At 36.2% G+C, this 20,277-nt stretch carries 23 protein-coding genes and 1 tRNA gene; 15 read left to right on the top strand and 9 right to left on the bottom strand.

What is annotated here, in order from left to right; genetic code table 11:
* Positions 1-297 precede the first annotated feature (297 nt).
* A complete protein-coding gene (locus EA772_RS12395) occupies positions 298-1,083 on the bottom strand; it encodes a C40 family peptidase (protein WP_124913512.1) in 786 nt (261 codons plus the stop codon).
* A 109-nt stretch (positions 1,084-1,192) separates the two neighbouring features.
* On the opposite strand from EA772_RS12395, the gene EA772_RS12390 reads away from it, so the two are divergent.
* Together EA772_RS12390 and EA772_RS12385 are read left to right on the top strand one after the other, a co-directional pair.
* A complete protein-coding gene (locus EA772_RS12390; protein WP_010601640.1) occupies positions 1,193-1,642 on the top strand; it encodes a universal stress protein in 450 nt (149 codons plus the stop codon).
* A gap of 16 nt (positions 1,643-1,658) precedes the next feature.
* Positions 1,659-2,912, top strand: coding sequence for a serine hydrolase (locus EA772_RS12385; RefSeq protein ID WP_124913511.1), 1,254 nt, complete (start codon positions 1,659-1,661; stop codon positions 2,910-2,912).
* A 70-nt stretch (positions 2,913-2,982) separates the two neighbouring features.
* On the opposite strand, the gene EA772_RS12380 is transcribed toward EA772_RS12385, so the two are convergent.
* Complete coding sequence (locus EA772_RS12380; protein WP_010601642.1) at positions 2,983-3,333, bottom strand: 4Fe-4S dicluster domain-containing protein; 351 nt, start codon at positions 3,331-3,333, stop codon at positions 2,983-2,985.
* A 78-nt stretch (positions 3,334-3,411) separates the two neighbouring features.
* Between EA772_RS12380 and EA772_RS12375 the strand changes: the two genes are divergently transcribed.
* The 5 genes from EA772_RS12375 (at position 3,412) to dnaJ (ending at position 7,472) form a co-directional block, all read left to right on the top strand.
* Positions 3,412-4,428, top strand: a complete 1,017-nt coding sequence (locus EA772_RS12375) for an acyl-CoA reductase (protein ID WP_124913510.1) — start codon at positions 3,412-3,414, stop codon at positions 4,426-4,428.
* Positions 4,429-4,518: 90 nt separating this feature from the next.
* On the top strand, positions 4,519-4,722 hold the full coding sequence (locus tag EA772_RS12370; RefSeq protein ID WP_010601644.1) for a hypothetical protein: 204 nt from the start codon (positions 4,519-4,521) through the stop codon (positions 4,720-4,722).
* A gap of 1 nt (position 4,723) precedes the next feature.
* Positions 4,724-5,407: a cell division ATP-binding protein FtsE gene (locus EA772_RS12365; RefSeq protein ID WP_010601645.1), complete on the top strand. Its 684-nt coding sequence runs from the start codon at positions 4,724-4,726 to the stop codon at positions 5,405-5,407.
* 227 nt (positions 5,408-5,634) lie between these two features.
* On the top strand, positions 5,635-6,216 hold the full coding sequence (locus EA772_RS12360; protein WP_116169892.1) for a nucleotide exchange factor GrpE: 582 nt from the start codon (positions 5,635-5,637) through the stop codon (positions 6,214-6,216).
* Between the two features lie 89 nt (positions 6,217-6,305).
* Entirely contained in the window at positions 6,306-7,472 is a 1,167-nt protein-coding gene (gene dnaJ, locus EA772_RS12355; RefSeq protein ID WP_124913509.1) for a molecular chaperone DnaJ, read from the top strand.
* Between the two features lie 68 nt (positions 7,473-7,540).
* Here dnaJ and EA772_RS12350 read toward each other — a convergent pair whose 3' ends face one another.
* On the bottom strand, positions 7,541-8,491 hold the full coding sequence (locus tag EA772_RS12350; RefSeq protein ID WP_124913508.1) for a DUF3829 domain-containing protein: 951 nt from the start codon (positions 8,489-8,491) through the stop codon (positions 7,541-7,543).
* Between the two features lie 215 nt (positions 8,492-8,706).
* On the opposite strand from EA772_RS12350, the gene EA772_RS12345 reads away from it, so the two are divergent.
* Positions 8,707-9,279, top strand: coding sequence for a 2'-5' RNA ligase family protein (locus tag EA772_RS12345; RefSeq protein WP_168187537.1), 573 nt, complete (start codon positions 8,707-8,709; stop codon positions 9,277-9,279).
* 1 nt (position 9,280) lies between these two features.
* Here the strand turns inward: EA772_RS12345 and EA772_RS12340 are convergent, their stop codons facing one another.
* Entirely contained in the window at positions 9,281-11,695 is a 2,415-nt protein-coding gene (locus EA772_RS12340; protein WP_124913506.1) for a BamA/TamA family outer membrane protein, read from the bottom strand.
* Between EA772_RS12340 and EA772_RS12335 the strand changes: the two genes are divergently transcribed.
* The 3 genes from EA772_RS12335 to EA772_RS12325 all read left to right on the top strand — a co-directional run bounded on the left by EA772_RS12335 (position 11,686) and on the right by EA772_RS12325 (position 12,780).
* A complete protein-coding gene (locus tag EA772_RS12335) occupies positions 11,686-12,432 on the top strand; it encodes an RNA methyltransferase (protein ID WP_124913505.1) in 747 nt (248 codons plus the stop codon). The genes EA772_RS12340 and EA772_RS12335 overlap by 10 nt on opposite strands.
* Before the next feature lie 69 nt (positions 12,433-12,501).
* Positions 12,502-12,575, top strand: a tRNA-Cys gene (locus tag EA772_RS12330).
* A gap of 34 nt (positions 12,576-12,609) precedes the next feature.
* Positions 12,610-12,780 (top strand): hypothetical protein, encoded by a 171-nt coding sequence (locus EA772_RS12325; RefSeq protein ID WP_010602219.1) that lies wholly within the window; start codon positions 12,610-12,612, stop codon positions 12,778-12,780.
* A 374-nt stretch (positions 12,781-13,154) separates the two neighbouring features.
* Here EA772_RS12325 and EA772_RS12320 read toward each other — a convergent pair whose 3' ends face one another.
* Positions 13,155-13,685, bottom strand: a complete 531-nt coding sequence (locus EA772_RS12320) for a tyrosine-type recombinase/integrase (protein ID WP_168187536.1) — start codon at positions 13,683-13,685, stop codon at positions 13,155-13,157.
* Between the two features lie 510 nt (positions 13,686-14,195).
* On the opposite strand from EA772_RS12320, the gene EA772_RS12315 reads away from it, so the two are divergent.
* The 4 genes from EA772_RS12315 (at position 14,196) to EA772_RS12300 (ending at position 17,142) form a co-directional block, all read left to right on the top strand.
* Positions 14,196-14,855, top strand: coding sequence for an Imm19 family immunity protein (locus tag EA772_RS12315; protein WP_124913503.1), 660 nt, complete (start codon positions 14,196-14,198; stop codon positions 14,853-14,855).
* A gap of 195 nt (positions 14,856-15,050) precedes the next feature.
* Positions 15,051-15,881 (top strand): ankyrin repeat domain-containing protein, encoded by an 831-nt coding sequence (locus EA772_RS12310; protein ID WP_124913502.1) that lies wholly within the window; start codon positions 15,051-15,053, stop codon positions 15,879-15,881.
* A 226-nt stretch (positions 15,882-16,107) separates the two neighbouring features.
* Positions 16,108-16,305, top strand: a complete 198-nt coding sequence (locus EA772_RS12305; RefSeq protein WP_210405028.1) for a hypothetical protein — start codon at positions 16,108-16,110, stop codon at positions 16,303-16,305.
* 447 nt (positions 16,306-16,752) lie between these two features.
* Positions 16,753-17,142, top strand: coding sequence for a DUF1398 domain-containing protein (locus EA772_RS12300; protein ID WP_124913500.1), 390 nt, complete (start codon positions 16,753-16,755; stop codon positions 17,140-17,142).
* Between the two features lie 40 nt (positions 17,143-17,182).
* Here EA772_RS12300 and EA772_RS12295 read toward each other — a convergent pair whose 3' ends face one another.
* The 4 genes from EA772_RS12295 to nudK all read right to left on the bottom strand — a co-directional run bounded on the left by EA772_RS12295 (position 17,183) and on the right by nudK (position 20,232).
* Positions 17,183-18,214, bottom strand: a complete 1,032-nt coding sequence (locus EA772_RS12295) for a quinone-dependent dihydroorotate dehydrogenase (RefSeq protein WP_010602213.1) — start codon at positions 18,212-18,214, stop codon at positions 17,183-17,185.
* 166 nt (positions 18,215-18,380) lie between these two features.
* On the bottom strand, positions 18,381-19,031 hold the full coding sequence (locus tag EA772_RS12290) for an NAD(P)-dependent oxidoreductase (protein WP_124913499.1): 651 nt from the start codon (positions 19,029-19,031) through the stop codon (positions 18,381-18,383).
* 71 nt (positions 19,032-19,102) lie between these two features.
* Entirely contained in the window at positions 19,103-19,513 is a 411-nt protein-coding gene (locus tag EA772_RS12285) for an Rrf2 family transcriptional regulator (protein ID WP_124913498.1), read from the bottom strand.
* A gap of 131 nt (positions 19,514-19,644) precedes the next feature.
* Positions 19,645-20,232 (bottom strand): GDP-mannose pyrophosphatase NudK, encoded by a 588-nt coding sequence (gene nudK, locus EA772_RS12280; RefSeq protein WP_116169881.1) that lies wholly within the window; start codon positions 20,230-20,232, stop codon positions 19,645-19,647.
* Between the last annotated feature and the right edge of the window lie 45 nt (positions 20,233-20,277).

Here is a 20,277-nt window from a genome sequence, read left to right as displayed (position 1 = left end):
TGATGCTCAAAAATAATTTTATTGGCGGATATACATTCCGCTATCTATTATTTGAATTAGATTTTACGCGGATTTGCCTGCTTCGCTTTACTATTTGCGATTTTATATCAACTAATATTTGAATCTCACCGTTCCGCCCTGAAATTGAGATCTAATAAATCTAGATTTTAAACTTAAGTTTAAATAAGGCAAGGATTATCTAACGATTCCTTTATATAAAAAAAGTGAAGCACAGAATGAAAATTTGGATTCCTGCTGATAAGAAAGTGCTTTGAATGTGTAAATGATTGGAATTGGTTATTCGACAAAACGTTTAATAATTCTGAGCTTATGGCTGTAAATACCCAGCTCCCTGTTAAAAATTCCCTGATCGTCAATTGGGTCGATTTTAACTTTTGCCGATGAGTGGATAATTTCATTGGGGCTCAACATAATGCCTACATGGGTAATTTTACCCTCTGCGTTGTCAAAAAAAGCAACATCACCAGGTTTAACTTCTGATAAAAAGCCTACTAAATCTCCTTGCTCAGCTTGCTGCGAGGCATCTCTGTTTAATTTAATGTTGAGCATTTTAAAAACGGTTTGAACAAAGCCTGAACAATCTAAGCCAAACAAATGCCTTCCTCCCCACAGGTAAGGAATATTTTGAAAAAACTTCGCTGTCGCTTCAATATCTGATTTGAAATCTGCTGTCGTTTTATCGTAAGGTTCAAAACCCAACTTAAATTTTTCAGTACCGGCATAACAGTATCCATCTGCCACATAAGGCAGGTTACTTGCCGGACTTAAATGATAAACGCTTCCGTCTTCAGCTGTTAGCACATTATTAAAATCTAAAGGGGCAAGTAATTTATGATCATGCATTTCAGCAAATTGTGCCTGGGAAATAGATGCCAACTGCCGAAAATCCATCCAGCCTTCATAACCGTCGTAACCGTTCTTCACCAGCCACCACCGGTCATCTTTACTTACAATTTCCACATGTTCACCAAATAACAACTGCGAAACAATTTCTGCCCGATCTGATGGTTCAGCCCGTAAAGGTGCTACTGCTATTCTGCAAATACCGTATTGATTTTCCATTTAATATGTACGTGAAAGATTCAGTAAAACTAACAAATTCCATTCATTGCCTAACATTTTGCCTCCGAATTTGTTATTTTTATGATGTTCACATTTAAATCTGCTCGTTATGAATTTTAAAAAAATATTAATCGCTGTTGATAACAGTACCTGTTCTGAAAAAGCTGCAAAAGCTGGTTATGACATGGCAGAAAAATTTGGGGCTGAGGTTGCGCTCGTCAATATCATTGAGCCGGTGCCGGCAAACGTAAATCCTGATTTAACTTTGGCTCCTGTATTTTTGGAAACCTACGATAATAGTGAGGAAAATAGTCATATCCTGCTAAAGGAAATGGAGACAAAATTTGGCAACGGAACAAAAACTACCTATCTAAGCATTGTTGATACAGCAGCCCATGGAATTATACAGCAATCTGATGAGTGGGGCTCTGATTTAATTGTGATTGGCACCTATGGCCGAAGCGGCTTGTACCATTTTTTAATGGGCAGTGTAGCTGAACATGTGGCCAGAAAATCGGCTTGCCCGGTGCTCATTATTCCAAATAAATATGAATTATAACTCTTAATTTGCTGTAATGAAGAAGCTATTTTGCTATAATATTTTGTGCCTTGTATTTGCATTTAATGTCTCCTTTGCACAAAATAAAGATGCAAATATAGTTATTGCAGAAAGTCAACTTCACAAAATTGATAGTCTATTTAAGCAATATTTAGATAACGGATGGATAAAGGGTATTACGGCAAATATATCTGTTGAGGGAAAGACAGTTTATAACAAGGCGTTTGGAAATCAGCTAAATCGCCCATTCGAAACTAATGATATTCTTAGAATTGCTTCGCAAACCAAAGCAGTAACTTGTGTTGCGGTAATGATGGAGTTTGATCAGGGCAAATTTGCACTCGATGATCCAATATCTAAGTTTATTCCCTCATTTAAAAATCCAAGAGTTTTAGACAAGTTTAATAAAAAAGACTTCACTTATACCACCAAACCTGCCAACAGGGAGATAACCATCCGAGATTTGCTTACCCATACTTCCGGATTAGGTTATGCCCAAATCGGCGCTCCTGAAATGAATGCCATTTATGCCAAAGCCGGAATTGAAGCCGGTTTTGTAATAAAAAAGAAGTCGTTGGCAACAGATATGAATAAACTTGGGAAACTACCACTTGCGTTACAGCCCGGCCAAAGATGGTTGTACAGCTTGAGTATCGACGTTTTAGGGCGCTTAGTAGAAATTACTTCGGGTTTAACTCTGGATGAATACTTTAGAAACAAAATTTTTAGCCCTTTGGCAATGAACGACACCTATTTTGCCCTACCTAAGAATAAGCAGAACCGACTCGCAACTGTTTATACAGAAGACCCAACTACAAAAACCGTTAAACCGTGGAAAGATGGCACCTTTCCGGGCGCAACAATTAATTACCCAATAAACGGCAACGGCTATTTTGCAGGTGGATCAGGATTGGTTTCAACATCAAAAGATTATGGAACTTTTTTGTCGATGCTGTTAAACAAGGGTGAATTGAACGGGAAAAGAATATTATCAGCGCACAGCGTAGAATTGATGACAACTAATCAAATTGGTGATATCCCTTTTGGCGATAACTATTTTGGTTTGGGCTTCGAAATAATTTCAGAGAAAGGGAGCAAAAAACTGGGGCAGAGTGCAGGCTCTTTTGGTTGGGGAGGTTTCTTTGGTTCCACTTATTGGGTCGATCCGCAAAGGAAAATCATCGCACAAATCTATATTCAGCAATGGCCTTTTTCTCACGGCCAATTAGGCGACCAGTTTAAATCGATCATTTATCAGACTACTAAATAATTTTGAGCAAAAAAAAGTCCTGATTTTCATCAGGACCTATATGATTAAGCTAAATTGTAAATTAACAATCTTAATTCTCCTGGTGCAACCAAGCTTTTTTAGCTAATAACTCTTCTTCAGTTTCACGAATATCTTCGTCATCTACGCAACAATCTACCGGACAAACTGCCGCACATTGAGGTTCATCATGAAAGCCTTTACATTCTGTACATTTATCTGAAACGATATAATACACTTCATCAGAAACTGCCTCCTGAGTAGCATCTGCTTCTATTTGTTGATTGCCAAAATCGATTACGCCCTCTAAATTTGTTCCGTCAGAAAAACGCCATGCAGTTCCGGCATCGTAGATTGCGTTGTTTGGGCATTCAGGTTCGCAGGCCCCGCAATTTATACACTCATCTGTTATTTTAATCGCCATGTCTTCGTCTAATTCTTTTGCTTAGTTTACCTTTGCGTTGCAAATATAAGATATAATCAATTAATAATAATTCTAAATATGTCAGCATTAACTCAGGAAAAAGCAATAACTGCCTTTAAGCAACTAGGCAATAAGCTTAGTAACCCCACTGATATACTAGGAAATGCAATTTATAGTGCGCAAAATAGCAATGCTTGGTTTACGGAAGATAATGTAAAAAAATCCATCTTATCTTTTGCTGAGATGTTAAATGATGAGGATATTAATCATTGGTTCGAAGATATCCATTTTACTTCCTCTCCAAAAAAGATTGGATTAATCCTTGCCGGAAACATCCCAATGGTTGGTTTTCATGATGTACTTTGTGTACTGGCTACCGGAAATATTGCGCTCATTAAACTTTCATCATCTGATGATCAACTGATTAAAGCTGTAATTGCAGCGCTGATTAAAATAGAACCTGAATTTTCAGAAAAAGTTGAATATGTAGAAAGGCTGAAGGATTTTGATGCTGTGATCGCTACGGGAAGCAACAATTCATCCAGATATTTTGATTATTATTTTAGCAAAGTTCCAAATATCATCAGGAAAAACAGAAATAGTGTTGCAGTTTTAGATGGAACAGAAACAAAAAATGACATTGAAAATTTAGGACATGACATTTTTGATTATTTCGGTTTAGGTTGTAGAAATGTTTCGAAATTATACTTCCCAAAAGGATATGATATTGCTAATTTTTATGAAGGCATAGAACCATTTCAGCCGATTATCAATCATTTTAAATACAATAACAATTACGATTATAATAAATCTATTTATCTGGTAAATGCGGCAAAACATTTCGATAATGGTTTCTTGTTACTTAAAGAAGATGAGCATTTAACCTCACCCCTGGCTGTTCTTTTTTACGAGGAATATGAAAATCTGGAGCTTTTAGATGAAAAATTGCAGATTCAGGCAGAAAACATTCAATGCATTGTAACCAAAGCCAATCTTAACTTAACCAGTTTTGGATTCGGACAAAGCCAACATCCTAAACTTTGGGATTATGCCGACAACGTAAATACCGTTGAATTTTTGAATAAGCTGGTATGATAAAATAGATAAACCTATCGGAATCTGCTTTCAATGGCGTTTCATCTTTTACCTTTCAGCTTTCAGCATAAATAGCTATTTTTGGGCACAATGTATATCGTTAAAGTTAAAGGCATCGCCAAAATTCCAGATTACGTACAGTTGAGAGACGAAAAATTCACGCTTTTGGCTTATTTTCGGGTAGATAGGCCTGATAAATCTTTGGAAAAATTGGGGTTAGGCGATAAACAGGATTACATTATGGAATTGGTTAAAGGTTTGCCTTTTGGGCAGATAGCGAAATTAGAAATATAAAATGGCAGGACACGCAGTAATTCATTTAAGCAATGTTGATGTATTTCAACAAAAACACTTAGTGCTTTCAAACGTAAATTTACACATCGAAAAAGACGAATTTATCTTTTTAATCGGTCAAACAGGTTCGGGTAAAAGTAGCTTATTGAAAATTTTGTATGGCGATTTACATATTGGTAATGGCGAAGGAAATATTGCAGGATTTGACTTAAAAAACCTGAAAGAAAGTCAGGTGCCGTTTTTGCGTCGTAAATTGGGCGTTGTGTTTCAAGATTTCCAATTACTGACTGACAGAACCATTGAAAAAAATCTTGAATTCGTGTTAAAAGCTACCGGTTGGAGCGACCAAAAGTTAATTAACGAACGGATTAAAGATGTTTTAGATAAGGTTGGTTTACGCTCAAAAATCAAGAAAATGCCTCACGAAATTTCTGGCGGTGAGCAGCAGCGTATTGTAATTGCAAGAGCTTTATTAAATGATCCGGAAATTATTCTGGCTGATGAACCTACAGGGAATTTAGATCCGGAAACTTCAGAAGAAATTGTAACCTTATTAAAGCAAATCAGCCAGGCAGGTACTGCAGTGTTAATGGCTACGCATGATTATCATATTATCCGCACCTTCCCATCACGTATTATTAAATGCGAAAATGGTGCGGTGCTTGAAGGCGCACAAATAGCCTAATAAGTTGAGATTTTTGATTTACGATTTTAGCTTTTAACGGCTAAAATCGTAAATCACAATTAATCAACCCCGCCTCCCCTTACTGCCAAAATCGTAAATCAAAAATCTACAATCTTGCATTCGCTGTCAATCTGTTCAGATAAACACAAAGAATTCTGACAGCTTGGCTGATTTCCGTTAATGGCAAAATTGTTGAGATCAATACAAAAAAATTCAGCCTTAGTATTATGTTTAATAAGAAGAAAAATAACGATAAAGAAGAAAATATAATGAATCCTGAAAATACATCAGAAAATGCTGCTGAAAATGTAGAAAATACTGATGCCGAAGTGAATGAGACTGAAAAAGCTCCTGAATTATCAGCTGAAGAAAAATTACAAGCAGAGGTTCAACAGCTTAACGATAAATATTTACGGTTATATGCCGAGTTCGATAACTATAAACGTCGTACCCAAAAAGAACGTGTTGAGCTTTTACAAACTGCTGGTAAAGATGTAATTGTATCATTATTGCCAGTTTTAGATGATTTTGATCGTGCCTTGAAAGCAATGGAAACCGCAGCAGATGTGGCTCCGGTTAAAGAAGGTATACTTTTGGTAAGTACCAAATTAAAAAATACACTGGCTCAGAAAGGTTTGAAAGATGTAGAAAGCATTAATCAACCATTTGATACTGATTTCCACGAAGCCATTACCAACATCCCTGCTCCTAGCGATGATTTGAAAGGCAAGGTGATTGATGAAGTTGAAAAAGGCTATACATTAAATGATAATGTAATCCGCTTTGCTAAAGTTGTAGTTGGAGCGTAAATTAATTATTGAATTTTGAATGTTGAATTAGAGAATGTATAATCATTCCGTTATCCACTTATTCAAAATTCAATCATTTCATAAAGAAGATGAGTAAAAGAGATTATTACGACGTATTGGGCGTTAGCAAGGGTTCTGCAGCTGATGAAATAAAAAAAGCCTATCGCAAGATGGCAATTAAATATCACCCGGATAAAAACCCTGGAGATAAAGCGGCGGAGGATAAATTTAAGGAAGCTGCTGAAGCTTACGAGGTTTTAAGCAGCCCGGAGAAAAAACAACGCTATGATCAGTTTGGTCATGCTGGTGTTGGCAGCAGTGCTTCTGGCGGCTATGGTGGCGGTAATATGAATATGGATGATATCTTCAGCAATTTTGGAGATATTTTTGGTGGACATAATCCGTTCGAGAGCTTTTTTGGTGGTGGCGGTGGTGGTGGCCAGCAACGTGGCGGACGCCGTGTAGCTAAAGGTACGAACTTACGCATCAAAGTTAAATTAACACTCGAAGAAATTGCCCACGGTGCAGAGAAAAAAATTAAGGTTAATAAATTAATCGTTTGTAAAACCTGCGATGGCTCAGGTGCTAAAGATAAATCATCAGTAAGCACTTGCGGTACCTGTAGCGGTAGCGGACAGGTGCGCAGAGTAACCAATACCATTTTAGGGCAGATGCAAACTGCATCTACCTGCCCTACCTGTAATGGTAGCGGCCAGCAGATTACGGCTAAATGTAATGTTTGCCATGGTGATGGCGTGGTTCGTGGAGAGGAAACCATTACCATTAATATTCCTGCAGGTGTAAGTGAAGGCATGCAATTGAGCATGAGTGGAAAAGGAAACGCAGCACCAAATGGTGGTATACCGGGCGATTTAATCATATTAATTGAAGAAACGCCACACGAAACTTTAAAACGCGAAGGCAACAACATCGTTTATGATTTGCATTTGAGTTTTGTTGATGCAGCACTAGGTATGAGCATCGAAGTACCAACCATTGATGGCAAAGCAAAAATCAAAATCGAACCTGGAACGCAAAGCGGAAAATTACTTCGCTTAAAAGGTAAAGGTTTACCTGAAGTAAACTCTTACCACAGAGGTGATGAAATTATTCACATTAACATCTGGACGCCCAAAGCTTTAAGTAGCGATGAAAGAAATGCGCTTGAAAAATTACGTGAATCTCCTAACTTTAAACCTCAACCAGGTAAAAATGATAAGAGCTTCTTCGAAAGAATGAAGGAATATTTTGAATAATTAATTTCAATATAAATTTAAAAACCGATGGCTTTCACCATCGGTTTTTTTTATGGGTTTTTAAACCGCTAATCAACAAAGTTATTGTAAGTGGTACGCATGAAATCATATTTTCTAATCAGGTCTTCAGCATTGTCTACTGACAGTTTACCTGAAGCCCCCGCATCTCTCATAACTTTTCTGCTTTCTACCAAATAATCGTTAAAGCTGTCGTTAAAGCGTTTGAAAGCAGCTTCTTTGCCGGGAAATTTTGAGGTACTTGGCATATCCATTTCAGTATGCTTTTTGTATTGAGCTTCCAGTGCAGTATAAGCGGCTTTGATTTTTGGTTCATCTGTTTTATAGTGCTTAGATCCCAGCATCATTCTATTAAAATCACCCACTGCTTTACGGTCATCCTTCATGGCAAAAATATAATCTTTTAGTGGGTGGGTTTTTAAGATGATTCTTTCCGCATCATCTCCAATTACTTCTAGTTTAGCTAAAACATTTTCATCGTATTTGTAATATGCTTTAGTCATGGTGTAGATGGAATCAATAAAGCCTTTTCCCTTTACGCCTTTATCATCCTTCCAATCTTCTGCTTTCAGGTAATCATTTAATGATTTATAAGTATCTTTTATTTTAGTTAATGTTTCATTTAAACCATTAACATTATCTTTAAAAAATTTCTGATCACTGCTGCTTAATACCGCTGGCGGGTTTTCGGGTTTTATTCTAGAGTGATTAAAACTTGGTGTATAAAAGGGTGATATTATTCCAATAAATGCAAACTGATTGCTGGGATTTTGCAAACCTTTAGAAATCTTCTCTAAATTTTCATCAACTCTTTTTAAGTACTCATTATTTTTATCTGTAAAACTTACCAAAACATTGTTGTATTCCACAATTTGGTTTGCATCCTCATTACTCGCTTCACCGTATTCAGTTTTGGCATCTTTGTCTTTTTTATCGCCGCTTTTGCATGCAGAAAATGATATCGCAGCTGCGACAATTAATAGTTTGATAGATAGTTTCATCTTTTAGTTTTTATATCTGATAAATTGTTTAAGCAAGCGAATTGAAAAAGAAAACTTAACAAAAATAACTATGGGATGTTTTGATGGTTAGCGAATGCTATCCTTAAGAATGATTTACCAAACCTAAATTTTATTCGTTAAAAAACAAAATCAAATTTATCAATAAAAAATCGAATTTGATTATTAAAATGCTAAATATTTTAGTATTTTTAAAGATGGAAAATTTGTTTTTGGTTTGTTTAATACCACCAGCTCATCTTGTAGAGGAGATTGATGAGCTGAGGAAGTTTATTTCGGAGGAGTTCAAGGTTCATCAGTCACTCAAGCGTCCGGCGCATATTACGTTATATGAACCGGTAAAATTAACTTCTGAAACACAAGAGGAAACTTTTTTTAGGGCGTTACAAGATGCCGCTTACTTGGAACCGTTTGAACAGATTTTAGCAAATTTTGGATCCTTTCCGGAACATACCTTTTATATTAATGTAGTGCAAAACAACGACATAATGTTATTGAAATCGCAGATCGATGATGCACTCAGGCCTATGCATTTGTTTGAGAAGAACAGGCCTAAATTTACGCCACATGTTACGCTTGCTTTCAGAGATGTGCAACCGCCAGTATGCAGAGCAATTGTTGCGGCATTTAAAGACCGAAAGTTTAAGCGCTCATTTATCGTATCCGGGTTTTCAGTATACAAACATGATGGCAAAATATGGCAACCTTACCAAGAAATACCGTTCAAATCTCCGGCCGATAAAGCGAAACCGCTAAGTCTTTTTCCTTAACCTAAAAAGGCATCCCGATACCGAAATTATATTGAACAAAACGGTAAGTATCCGGTGCATGGGTAGCGTTATATTGATTTTTGAAATCTCTACCACCAGAAAACAATTTACTGATTACCCACTGTTCATCGCCAATAAATTGCGGATCTTTCAATTTTATACCAACATCGAACCTGAAAACAAAATACTGAACATCGTAGCGCAAGCCAAAACCTGTACCAACAGCAACCCGGCTTGCGAGCTTACTCAGTTTGAACACTGTTAATTCGTCTAATTCAGAAAATTCCTGGCTAATTGATTCCCCCATACGCACATTCCAAATGTTTCCGGCATCAACAAATGCTGCTCCTTTTAAAGTTGCGCCGAAAAACTTTTTCGCCAGCGTAAAACGATATTCAAAATTGGTTTCCAATCGCATAGTGCCTAGCTGATCTAATCCGAAGAAGGCTTTTCTTAATGCTTCTGTACTAATAATTTCTCTGTTATAATTACCAGGTCCAATTGTTCTGGCTTGCCAGGCCCTTAATCCGTTAGATCCGCCTGCAAAAAACTGCTTTTCGAAAGGTATGCCAGTTAAAATTGAATTTCCATACGAATATGCTACACCTGTGTTTAAACGAGCAATAAATTGTCTTTCACCACCTAAATGCTTATACCATCTTAAATCAAGCTCTGGCCTTACGTATTGATTAAACGGCAGGCCCAATATTCTGGCCGGATTACCAGCTGCCGGATCACTTTTTGAACCTCCAAGGTTTGAAATGCCCTGCAGCAGGTTTCCAGCTATATCAATATTTGCTCTCAAATAAACAAATGTTCTCAACTGGTTTAGTTTATCAGCATTTAAAGTATAACTGTATTTCATGCCTAATGTTAAGTCTTTACGATCTAGCAAGGTGGCATAATACAGGTTATTTGAAACTGTGGCAGAATCTACCCCATCTTCTAAAGTTCCTAAACGATATTCAAAATTTAATGGCGTAAATGAATGGACTTTTGATTTTGTCTCAAACCAATCATAAGTAACCGAGTTAATGAACACCCGGCGTACAGATACATCCTTTTGCAGGGCATAAATGTAACTTGAAGAAAAAGTGGTGTGCGGCATCCCATTTCCGCCTAGAATCGGTTTATAAAATGGAATTAATAATCTTGGTACAGAAATACTTGCACTGATTGAAAAATCCCGCTGATAAATATCTCTAAATGGTTTAGCGTTGTTTCCAATTCTCGATTGTAATCCTCCCTTTAATTGCAATTCGAAACGCTCTGCACCTCTAAATAAGTTATTGTTGGTGTAGGTATTACTTAAATTAAAACCAATGGTACCTCCGTTAAAGGGCACCTCGCCTTCTACCCTATTGCTCATTACTTTTTGCGGGGTGAGCAAAATGATCGGATTAATTTTATTGCCTGTGCTGTCTCTGTTGAAGTAATCGATTTTAACATTTTTAAACACGTTCAATTCATAAAGGCGATCATAAGTCAGGTTTTCATTCCTGATATCATAAACTTCGCCTTGTTTTAAAAAATCGTAGCGGAGAATCGGGTTTCTTCTGTACCTTTTTGATAAATCAGTAAACGACACCCCTCGGGTGGTATCTCTGTTCACATAGTTTCGCAGCGAATCGGGAAAACCATCCGGACTTGGTGCAATAATCATGTAGGTGGTACCTATATTGTATTGTTTATGAGGACCTGAGGGTGGGTTAGTAATGTTCAACCTCAAATCTACCTTTTGCGGCTGATTTGTTTCTATCACATCAAAATTCACATATGGCCGAAGGAAGTAAAAATAACCGTTCTCTTTCATCACCCTGTAAATCTGCTCTCTTTCGTATGTTAACGAATCCACATCATATCTCATACCTGGATGTAAGCGGGTAAAGGTGGCTTTAGTACTGTCATACACTTTCTTTACATTTTGGCTAAAGATAGAATCCGTTAGTTTACCAACGTTAGATACCTTACCCTGATTGGCCACGAAATCAATTTGGGCTTTTTTATTTTTGACTTTGATATCGGCAGCTACTTTAGCATCAAAATAACCTTTACCATTCAGAAATTTTTGAATCTGATTGCGGGAGATTTCTACAAGAGCACTATCTAAAATTGCCGGTGGTGTACCAAAAGGCTTGATGTTGCTGGTTTTATACCTTCCATCTTTGGTATTGAATAAGTTATAAAGTGGCACATTGATGCTAAAAGCGGATGGCGGGCGAATATCTTTCTGAACGTAATTGTAAGCTTGTTCTTCAAATTCTGTGTCAACACTATCAATGGTTACCTTCTTCACTATAGCCTGATAGTCGGGAATATATTTTGTGGAGGAACAGCTCTGAATTAAAACAATAATAAATAGTAATATTGCAGTGCTTTTCAGTTTAATATTTATTAAGTATTGGTATGCTTTCAAAGTCTCAGATTAGTTTTATAAAGTCATTACATCAAAAAAAATATCGTAAAGAACATGGTTTATTTCTGGTTGAAGGTATAAAATCTATCAAAGAATTTTTTCAATCAAACTACAGCATCCACAGCATATTTTACAACAATGAGCAATCCAATTTGTTACCCAAATTGCCTGCAAATATAAACTTATTTGAAGTAAACAACGTTGAATTAGGGAAGATTAGTACTTTACAAACACCGCAGGGTTTTCTGGCCGTGGTACACCTTCCAAAAACTGAAAAAATTAACGAAAGTGCTTTGAAAAATCAATTTACACTGGTGCTTGATGGTGTTCAGGACCCAGGTAACCTGGGTACCATTATCCGAACTGCAGATTGGTTCGGGTTTAAAAAAATCATTTGTTCTGAAGATACCGTTGAGGCTTTTAATCCCAAAACGGTGCAAGCCACCATGGGTTCATTGGCGAGAGTATCAATACATTATGAAAATCTGACATCCTTTTTAGATAGAAACAGCTTACCTGTTTTCGGCGCATTGCTTGAGGGTGCATCTATTTATGAAACCAACTGGGGCAATGAAGGATTGATTATTTTAGGTAACGAAGGAAAAGGAATATCCGAAGAAATCATAAAAAAAGTAAATAAACCCGTAACTATTCCTAGATTTGGCGAAGCAGAATCGCTTAATGTTGCAGTTAGTGCAGCGATTTTTTGCGCTGAATTAGTGAGAGTTAAAAATTAGAAAGATATTATTTGAGATATTATTTGCGCACTAATTAATAATTGCTATTTTTGCAACCTTGAATTTCAAGGTCGAGTGGCCGAGTGGCTAGGCAGAGGTCTGCAAAACCTTCTACAGCGGTTCGAATCCGCTCTCGACCTCCATTTGTACAAATAAAATAATTAAAAGGTTATTACCATGGCAGTTACCAGATTAAAAAGAAAAGACAGAAGAAATAAAAATACAGCTCACCAAGAGGTAGCATTTTTAAAAAGAGCAACTAACATCGAGTTAGGAAGTCGCTCTGCTCAACCTAAAAACGATCAATTAGCTAAAAACAACGCTGTTTTAGCTGGTTTAGCAAAATAGTTTTTAGAGTATCTTCTTAAAAATTTAAAGCATCCTTCTGATCAAAGGATGCTTTTTTTATGCAGCAGACATCTAAGGAAATTGCATCGCTTCCAGGGGCTTCGATCGATCATTTGAAAACTTTACAACATCTCCAACATTATTTTAAACAGAGAGATCTAAGCGTTGCGTTTTTGTATTATAACTTTGCGAAGCTGAAGCATTGTGAATGATCAAAGCGCATCAATATTAGTTGCTATAGAACATTCGGTATCTGAAGTAAGTGGAGAGGGTATCGGCACAGCGCTGGAACCTTTAAAAACCATCTAACATTACGCCTCACCTATCGCTTCAATGTAAACGGAAGCTATGTTTAGCAGGCATAATGTTCATTCCTAAAAATCTAAAGGACTTAAAACTTTACTTTTAGCTACATCGGTAACATGCGTATAAATTTGCGTAGTGGTTAAGCTGTTATGCCCCAAAAGTTTCTGAATATAACGGATATCCGCTCCGTTTTCTAATAAATGAGTGGCAAAGCTATGCCTTAACATGTGTGGCGAAACAACTTTATTTATATTAGCCAAAACTGCAGCCTGTTGCAATATACTTTGCACACTTCTGGGCGAATATTGCGCTTGCGATTGCCCCTCGAACAAATAAATTTTAGGTAAATGGATTTCAAAATATTCTCTAAGTAGCGGAAGCAGTGATTTTGGCAGCATCACTTGCCGGTCTTTTTTCCCTTTTGCCTGCCTAATTGTAATCACTTCGTTTTTTGAATCCACATCCTCAATTTTCAGGTTAATCAATTCGCTTAAGCGAAGGCCGCAACCATATAAGATGCTTAAAATAGCTTTATGTTTTGAGTTGGTAACCACCGATAATATTCTTTTTACCTCCTCTTTATTGAGGTATTTAGGCAAGGTGTGTGCAGTACGTTTGGGAAACAACTGATCAATTTACAAAACCCTGCTAAACACCATTTTATAAAACAACTTTACACTGCCAATAAGGTGTTTTTGATATGCGGCCGAGATGTTCTTTTCGCGAATAATTTTGCCGAGATAACTTTCAATAATTTGTTCATTGATCTCGGTGATCGGGAATTGGTTGTTCTCTTTAAAAAAACAGCCAAAGCTGCCGTATACGATTTGATGGTAGAATGGCCGTAACGGGCGATTTCCATTTTCTGCCTGAAAATTTCTAAGTATTTCACACTTAAATCTTTTGGTAAACATTCGTAAATCCAAAAGAATGCAATGCATAACAATAGCGATAAAGTGCTGAATTTAAATAGGATAATTCATTTTTTAAAAAAATATCAAATTGGATTTACAAATGTTTTTTAGTTTGAATTTACGCAAATGCGTAAATTTAGATGTTAGCGGTAATTTTAACTGACCGAAACTAAAGATGAAAGACAACACAAAAATATGAATAGACAAATCACGATAGATGACTTAACATACAATACATTTTTTTGGTGTTCTTACATTAGTTGGTTTAGAGGTTGTGATGACATAAACGAAATTAACATTGACGAAGCACTCGAAGTTATTGAAATTGACAGAGAAAAAGTACTTGAATGGGAAAAGCAATTTTTTCCACAAAATGAAAATGAAGAATTTATAAGATTTATTGGAGGAAAATTAAATGAAAATGTAACTTTCTCAATTGAATTTGAAGACAGGGAAATTGTGTTTTTTCTTAACGACATTTACATAGGAAACTTGGGCGGACATTTTGAAGCCTGGTTTTTAACTTGGAATGAACTTTTAGCGTTTCAAAAATTTGACTATATATTTCTACTTCTCTTACCAATGACTGCAATTGAAAAACACCAAACTGACGAAGCAAAACAAATAATACAAAAGCATTTAAAAACTATTCCAAAGTTTGAAAATCATATTGAATATATAACGCAATGTATTTTGAACGGACTTACAATTGAAGAACCTTTTTTTGTACAAAATGAAATTGGAATTGTGAATAATCAAAATCATAGTGTCAGAAATACAGAAAAATATCCGAGATACAAGGAAGACGTTATTGAACTAAATAAAATTTTGCAAAAAATAACCGAAGAAAAATAAAAACTACCGCTAACAAGGCTTTTGCAATAGTGGGGCGAAACTGCAAAGTTCAATCCCGTACGTACGGGATTCTTCGGTTCAACTTTTGTGCAAAATTGAAGATTTGTGCTTCGATTGCCCCACCATCGCAAAGCCCCGAAACGTTGTGCGATATGCTAAATAACACTATTAAAAAATGAAACTGCAGAATAACAGATGAAAAAAACATTTACAATTTTAATAGCTTCTCTTGCTTTGCTGTCTTGTCAAAACAAAGCACAAGATGCGACTCAAGTATCAAATAAAATAGCCGAAAAGCAAGAACTAGCCCAAACACAAAATATACAGGACACTATAAAAATCCCAAAACCCACAGATGAAATTGCAGGTGAGTTTTACAAAGCTATTTTTGATAATGATAGTATAAAAGTAAGGCAAATGTTGGAAACTGTATTTCCTGCAAACTATGAACCTAAAAATAAGATATCACCACTGCAAGCATTAATTTGGTCATCAGACAATTTATATCTAACCAAACTTTTTGTAGAGGGTGGAGCAAAAATCAACAATAAGGAAAATCCATTAACCGTTGTTGCATCTGAGTATGGCAGATTGGAAATATTGAAGTACCTGATAGAAAAAGGTTGTGATATTAAAAACAATAAAGCTTTCAATACTGCAGGTTTTCATAGGTTTTACGATGGTGCAAAATTTTTATTGTTAAATGGTGCAAATCAGGAAAAAGGTGATGTGAGGGGGAAAATTTGGCTTTTTGAACAAGCTGTAATCAAATCTGACTATGAAGTACTTAATAAACTAAACCTCACAAATGAAGAACTTAATAACAACAATTGTGATGGAGAAACAGCATTAATTATCGCAGTAAAACAAAATAATTTTCAGATGGTAAAATATCTATTAAACAAAAATGTAGACAAAAAGAAACCTGAAACTTTTGACTGCGGAGATAATGTGAATTACGGAAAAACACCTATTCAAATTGCAAAAAAAGCTAATTATCAAGAAATCATATCCTTACTCAAATAAATTAACTAAAAACACAATCGCATAACAAGGGTTCAGACATGCTGAGGTCGCTTTGGATCGGTTACCTCCGGCCTAATCACGTCCGAAATTACCGCACTACCGTAAAGCTCCGAAATGTGAGCGAAATTTTAACCAACTAAAACAAATAAACAATTATATTTAAACCAATGAAGCAAACGAATATACCCAAATGACAGAGCAAGAATTGATAGGTGAACCAAAAAAAATGAAATCTTTTTCTATTATATACGCCTTATTAATTGGTTTTTTAGCAGGCATTATAATCTACAGTTTTTTCAAAAACAGCTGGGGATTATTAACATTAATACCGCTATATTTTATTTACAAAATGGTTAACGACCCGAAAAACAGGAGAGTAAAAGAATTACAAGGTTTATTTAAGGAGCGTAACTTAAAATGGTAACTATTGAAAAGTTTCATTCCATAAGTGCGGGATGGAACCTTTACAGAAAATAGAGATTTCCCGATGTACAATCGGGAAAAGTAGTGCTTCCTTGCCTATTGAAAAGCAGGGATTGCTGAAGCATCGCAAGGCTCGAAATCCCCCCCGCCGTGTAAAACCTTTAACCAAATAGCGAAGAATGAAAAACTGTTATTTTATTTTTCACCATACTTATATTTATGGCAAAGGAGGAAATTAATGCGATCTACTTCACGATATGATAATAACGGTGAACAAAAAAAAGTGTTTGACTTTTCTGGAACTATAATTTTGTACTTTTGCTGGTCTCTTTGGCTTCAATTCTGTTTGAAAAATGCAGAATGCAAAAGGATAAAATTAAATTCCAAATCTTCCCTGTTGTAAAATAGCAGTTCCTTAATGATGCAAAAAATCATTAATTATTAAACAATGTTCACAGTAAAACAAATTGCCTTTGCGCACAGCAAAGTTAAATCAGGCGCCGATTTTCCTTCCTACATTCAGGAAATAAAAAATTTAGGCGTAGATTCTTATGAGGTTTGGGTTAAAAATGGCCAAACAGAATATTTTGGAGCGGATGATTTTAGCACAAAATCCAGTCCGAAATATGACGAGCTGATCATCGCAAACCTCAGTGATCAGGAGAGGTTCATGGGTTATTTAAAATCGCACCAAAACGGTGAAACCAATTATTTGGAATTCTGCAAGCATTGCGCTGAAACCGGAGTCGAAAAGTGGCTTGTATCATTAGATACGATGCTTTGTACTTATTTTGATCAGGCTGGCCAGGAGGTTTTAATGGAAAAGATTCCAGGATAAAACTGACTGAAGAAAGCTGGAGAATTTATCTTCAGCTTTGCTATTTAACCAAAGATTTGCAAATCGATTTGATCAAGCCCGGGCCTTCATAAATAAAGCCAGTGTACAATTGAACAAGACTTGCGCCGGCCTCTAATTTCTCCTGGGCATCCTGAGCAGAATGAATTCCGCCTACACCTATAATTGGGAAAGCTTTATTTGATTTTTCTGAAAGATACTTAATAACCTCTGTAGAACGTTCTCTAACTGGCTTACCACTTAAGCCACCCGTTTCTCCGGCCAATACTTTTTCGGTGGCTAAATTTTCTCTACTAATTGTTGTATTGGTTGCTATAATTCCCGCAATTTTTGTTTCCGCTACAATTTCGATAATATCATCCAATTGTGCATCGGTTAAATCAGGTGCAATTTTCAATAAAATCGGACGAGAAATATCGTTCTTGCGGTTGCGCTGCTGCAGTGTATGGAGGATATTTTTTAGGGGTTCTTTTTCTTGCAATTCGCGTAAACCAGGTGTGTTTGGCGAACTAACATTAACCACAAAATAATCCACAACATCAAATAACCGATCGAAACATTTAATGTAATCGCTTACGGCATCTTCGTTAGGCGTGGCTTTATTCTTACCAATATTTCCGCCAACCACAATATCAGGATGTTTATCTTTCAGCATACGCAAACGCTCTGCCATCACATCAACGCCTTTATTATTGAAACCCATCCGGTTAATTAAGGCTTCATCATTGGGTAAGCGAAACATACGTGGCTTATCATTACCGGGTTGCGGCATTGGGGTTACCGTTCCAACTTCAATAAAGCCAAAACCAAGATTACTCAAAGATTCTACATACTCGCCATTTTTGTCAAAACCTGCAGCTAAACCTACCGGATTTCTAAATTTTATTCCAAATACTTCTTTCTCCAGACCTCTGATGTGAAAATCAAAGCTGCTGCGAATAATGGTTTTGCCCAATGGGAATTTATCATTAAACCATTTCAACCGTTTTACAACGAAATAATGTACGTTTTCTGGGTCAAACTTGAAAAATATTGGTTTAATAAGGCGATACATGCCACGAAGATAAATAAAATATAGAAAAAAATGGAAGCTGGAAAAGGTAAGATGGAAACTGGAAATATAGAAAATCCACCTACTATCTTAAATACCTCTCATAATATCTTCTGCCGCTCAAATCTTACCCCCTCCATCTCACATCATCCATCTTACATCATCCCTGCTAGTATGCTGCCGTAAACTGCTCCTGGTGGTGTGCATTGTTCTCCAATTCATCGGCAAGAACAATTGATAAATCTTCTACCGATAGAATTGAACGACCTTCTTCATTAAAAACTGGAGAGGTTTTGCCCAAACGGTATTTACCTGTGCGGCCAATGGTGATGCCTGGGTGCATTTCAATCGCTGGACTAAAAAACAACCAATCCAGTTCTTTTTCTTCTTTCAACTTATTAAAGTAGTCTCTTACAGCTGATGCACCAGGATAAATTTCTTTCGGAAACTGCGGCCCATCTACCAGCTGGTTTCCATCAATTTGCAAAGTACCAGCACCGCCGATGAAAATATAACGTTTTACACCCGACGCCTTAACTGCTTTCTGAATGGCTTCTGCACCTGCAACTGTATCGTTATACAGGTTTGGGTTCGTCCAGCCTGCGTTAAAAGCACTGATCACCGCATCAGCACCTTTCAGATTTTCTGCCAGTTTATCGGTATCCAAAACATCAACCGCCACTTTGCTAACTTTTTCATCTGTATTTTCAATTTTATCGGTATCACGGGCAATTGCAATTACCTCGTTACCACGACTTACCAACTCGTTTAAAAGGGCTTTACCTACAAAGCCAGATGCGCCTATTAATGCTACTTTCATGTTATTTATTTTTTAAATGTTTCTAAATGTTTATTGTAATAAATTTTGTTACAGTTTTGAATAAAAATTTTTTATTTGAATCTCAATGCAAAATCTGCCAGAGTTTGATTTGATAAATTCTCGATTAAAGCTTTTTCAGCATCACTGTAAAGTGTATTCAAATGTTGGTTTATTTGTTTCCCAATCGGACATTTTGGGTTCGGTTGATTTTTACTTTGCCCTAAAATATTGTTGTTGTTAACAGCCTTATAAACCTCTCCCAAATTAATATCTTGTGCATTTTTTGCTAGAAAAGAACCGCCACCCTTTCCCTCTTTACTATCTACAAAGCCATGTTTCCTCAAATTCATAATTTCTTTACGAACCAGCACAGGGTTGATATTGATGCTTCCTGCCAAATATTCCGAACTCACAAGCATACCTTTTGCGTCATCGAGCAAGGTAAGTATGTGTAAAGAAATCGAAAATCTGCTGCTGTTCATTCTGTAATATTTTTTATTACAGTACAAATGTAAGGACTTTTATTTAAGATCAAAATTCTTGATGATTTTTTTAATGATTTGTTAGTGGTTTGAATGAATAAGAATAATTTAAGCAGTAGAAATATTTTGAATTATAAGTTTACAAGCCCGTTGATTTGCGCATACTGCAAAAGCATAATGGTTTTACCGTCTTTAATTTCGCCAGTTTTTATCATTTCTAAGGCACTTTGAAATGGCAATTCTAAAACCTCAATATTTTCTTGTTCTTCGTGATGACCGCCACCTTCGCTCACTTTCATATCTTTTGAATATTCTGCAGTGAAAAAATAAAGGATTTCGGTTACGGAACCAGGCGACATATAGGCTTCAAAAACCTTCTGAACATCCTTAATTTTATAGCCGGTTTCTTCTTCTGTCTCACGTTTAATAGCCGTTTCAGGATTATCTTTATCTAACAAGCCGGCACAGGTTTCGATTAACATACCGCTTGCATTGCCATTGAGGTAAGTAGGCAAGCGAAACTGACGGGTAAGAATTACGGTTTGATTTTCTTTGTTGTAAAGCAGAATAGTGGCGCCATTTCCCCTATCATAGGCTTCGCGATTTTGAGTTTCTACAGTACCATCTTTTTTATGATATTCGAATGTAATTTTGTTTAAGGTGTACCAATTATCTGAAAGGATTTCTGTGCTTAAAATTTTAATGTTTTCGTTGTTCATTCGTGATTAGCTTTAAATTCAAATGTATTAATTTTTTAACCGTTG

The sequence above is a fragment of the Pedobacter sp. G11 genome, assembly GCF_003860265.1.
GTDB lineage: Bacteria > Bacteroidota > Bacteroidia > Sphingobacteriales > Sphingobacteriaceae > Pedobacter > Pedobacter agri.
The sequence above is the reverse complement of the archived record's forward strand: the minus strand, read 5'-3'. Positions and strand labels throughout refer to the sequence as shown.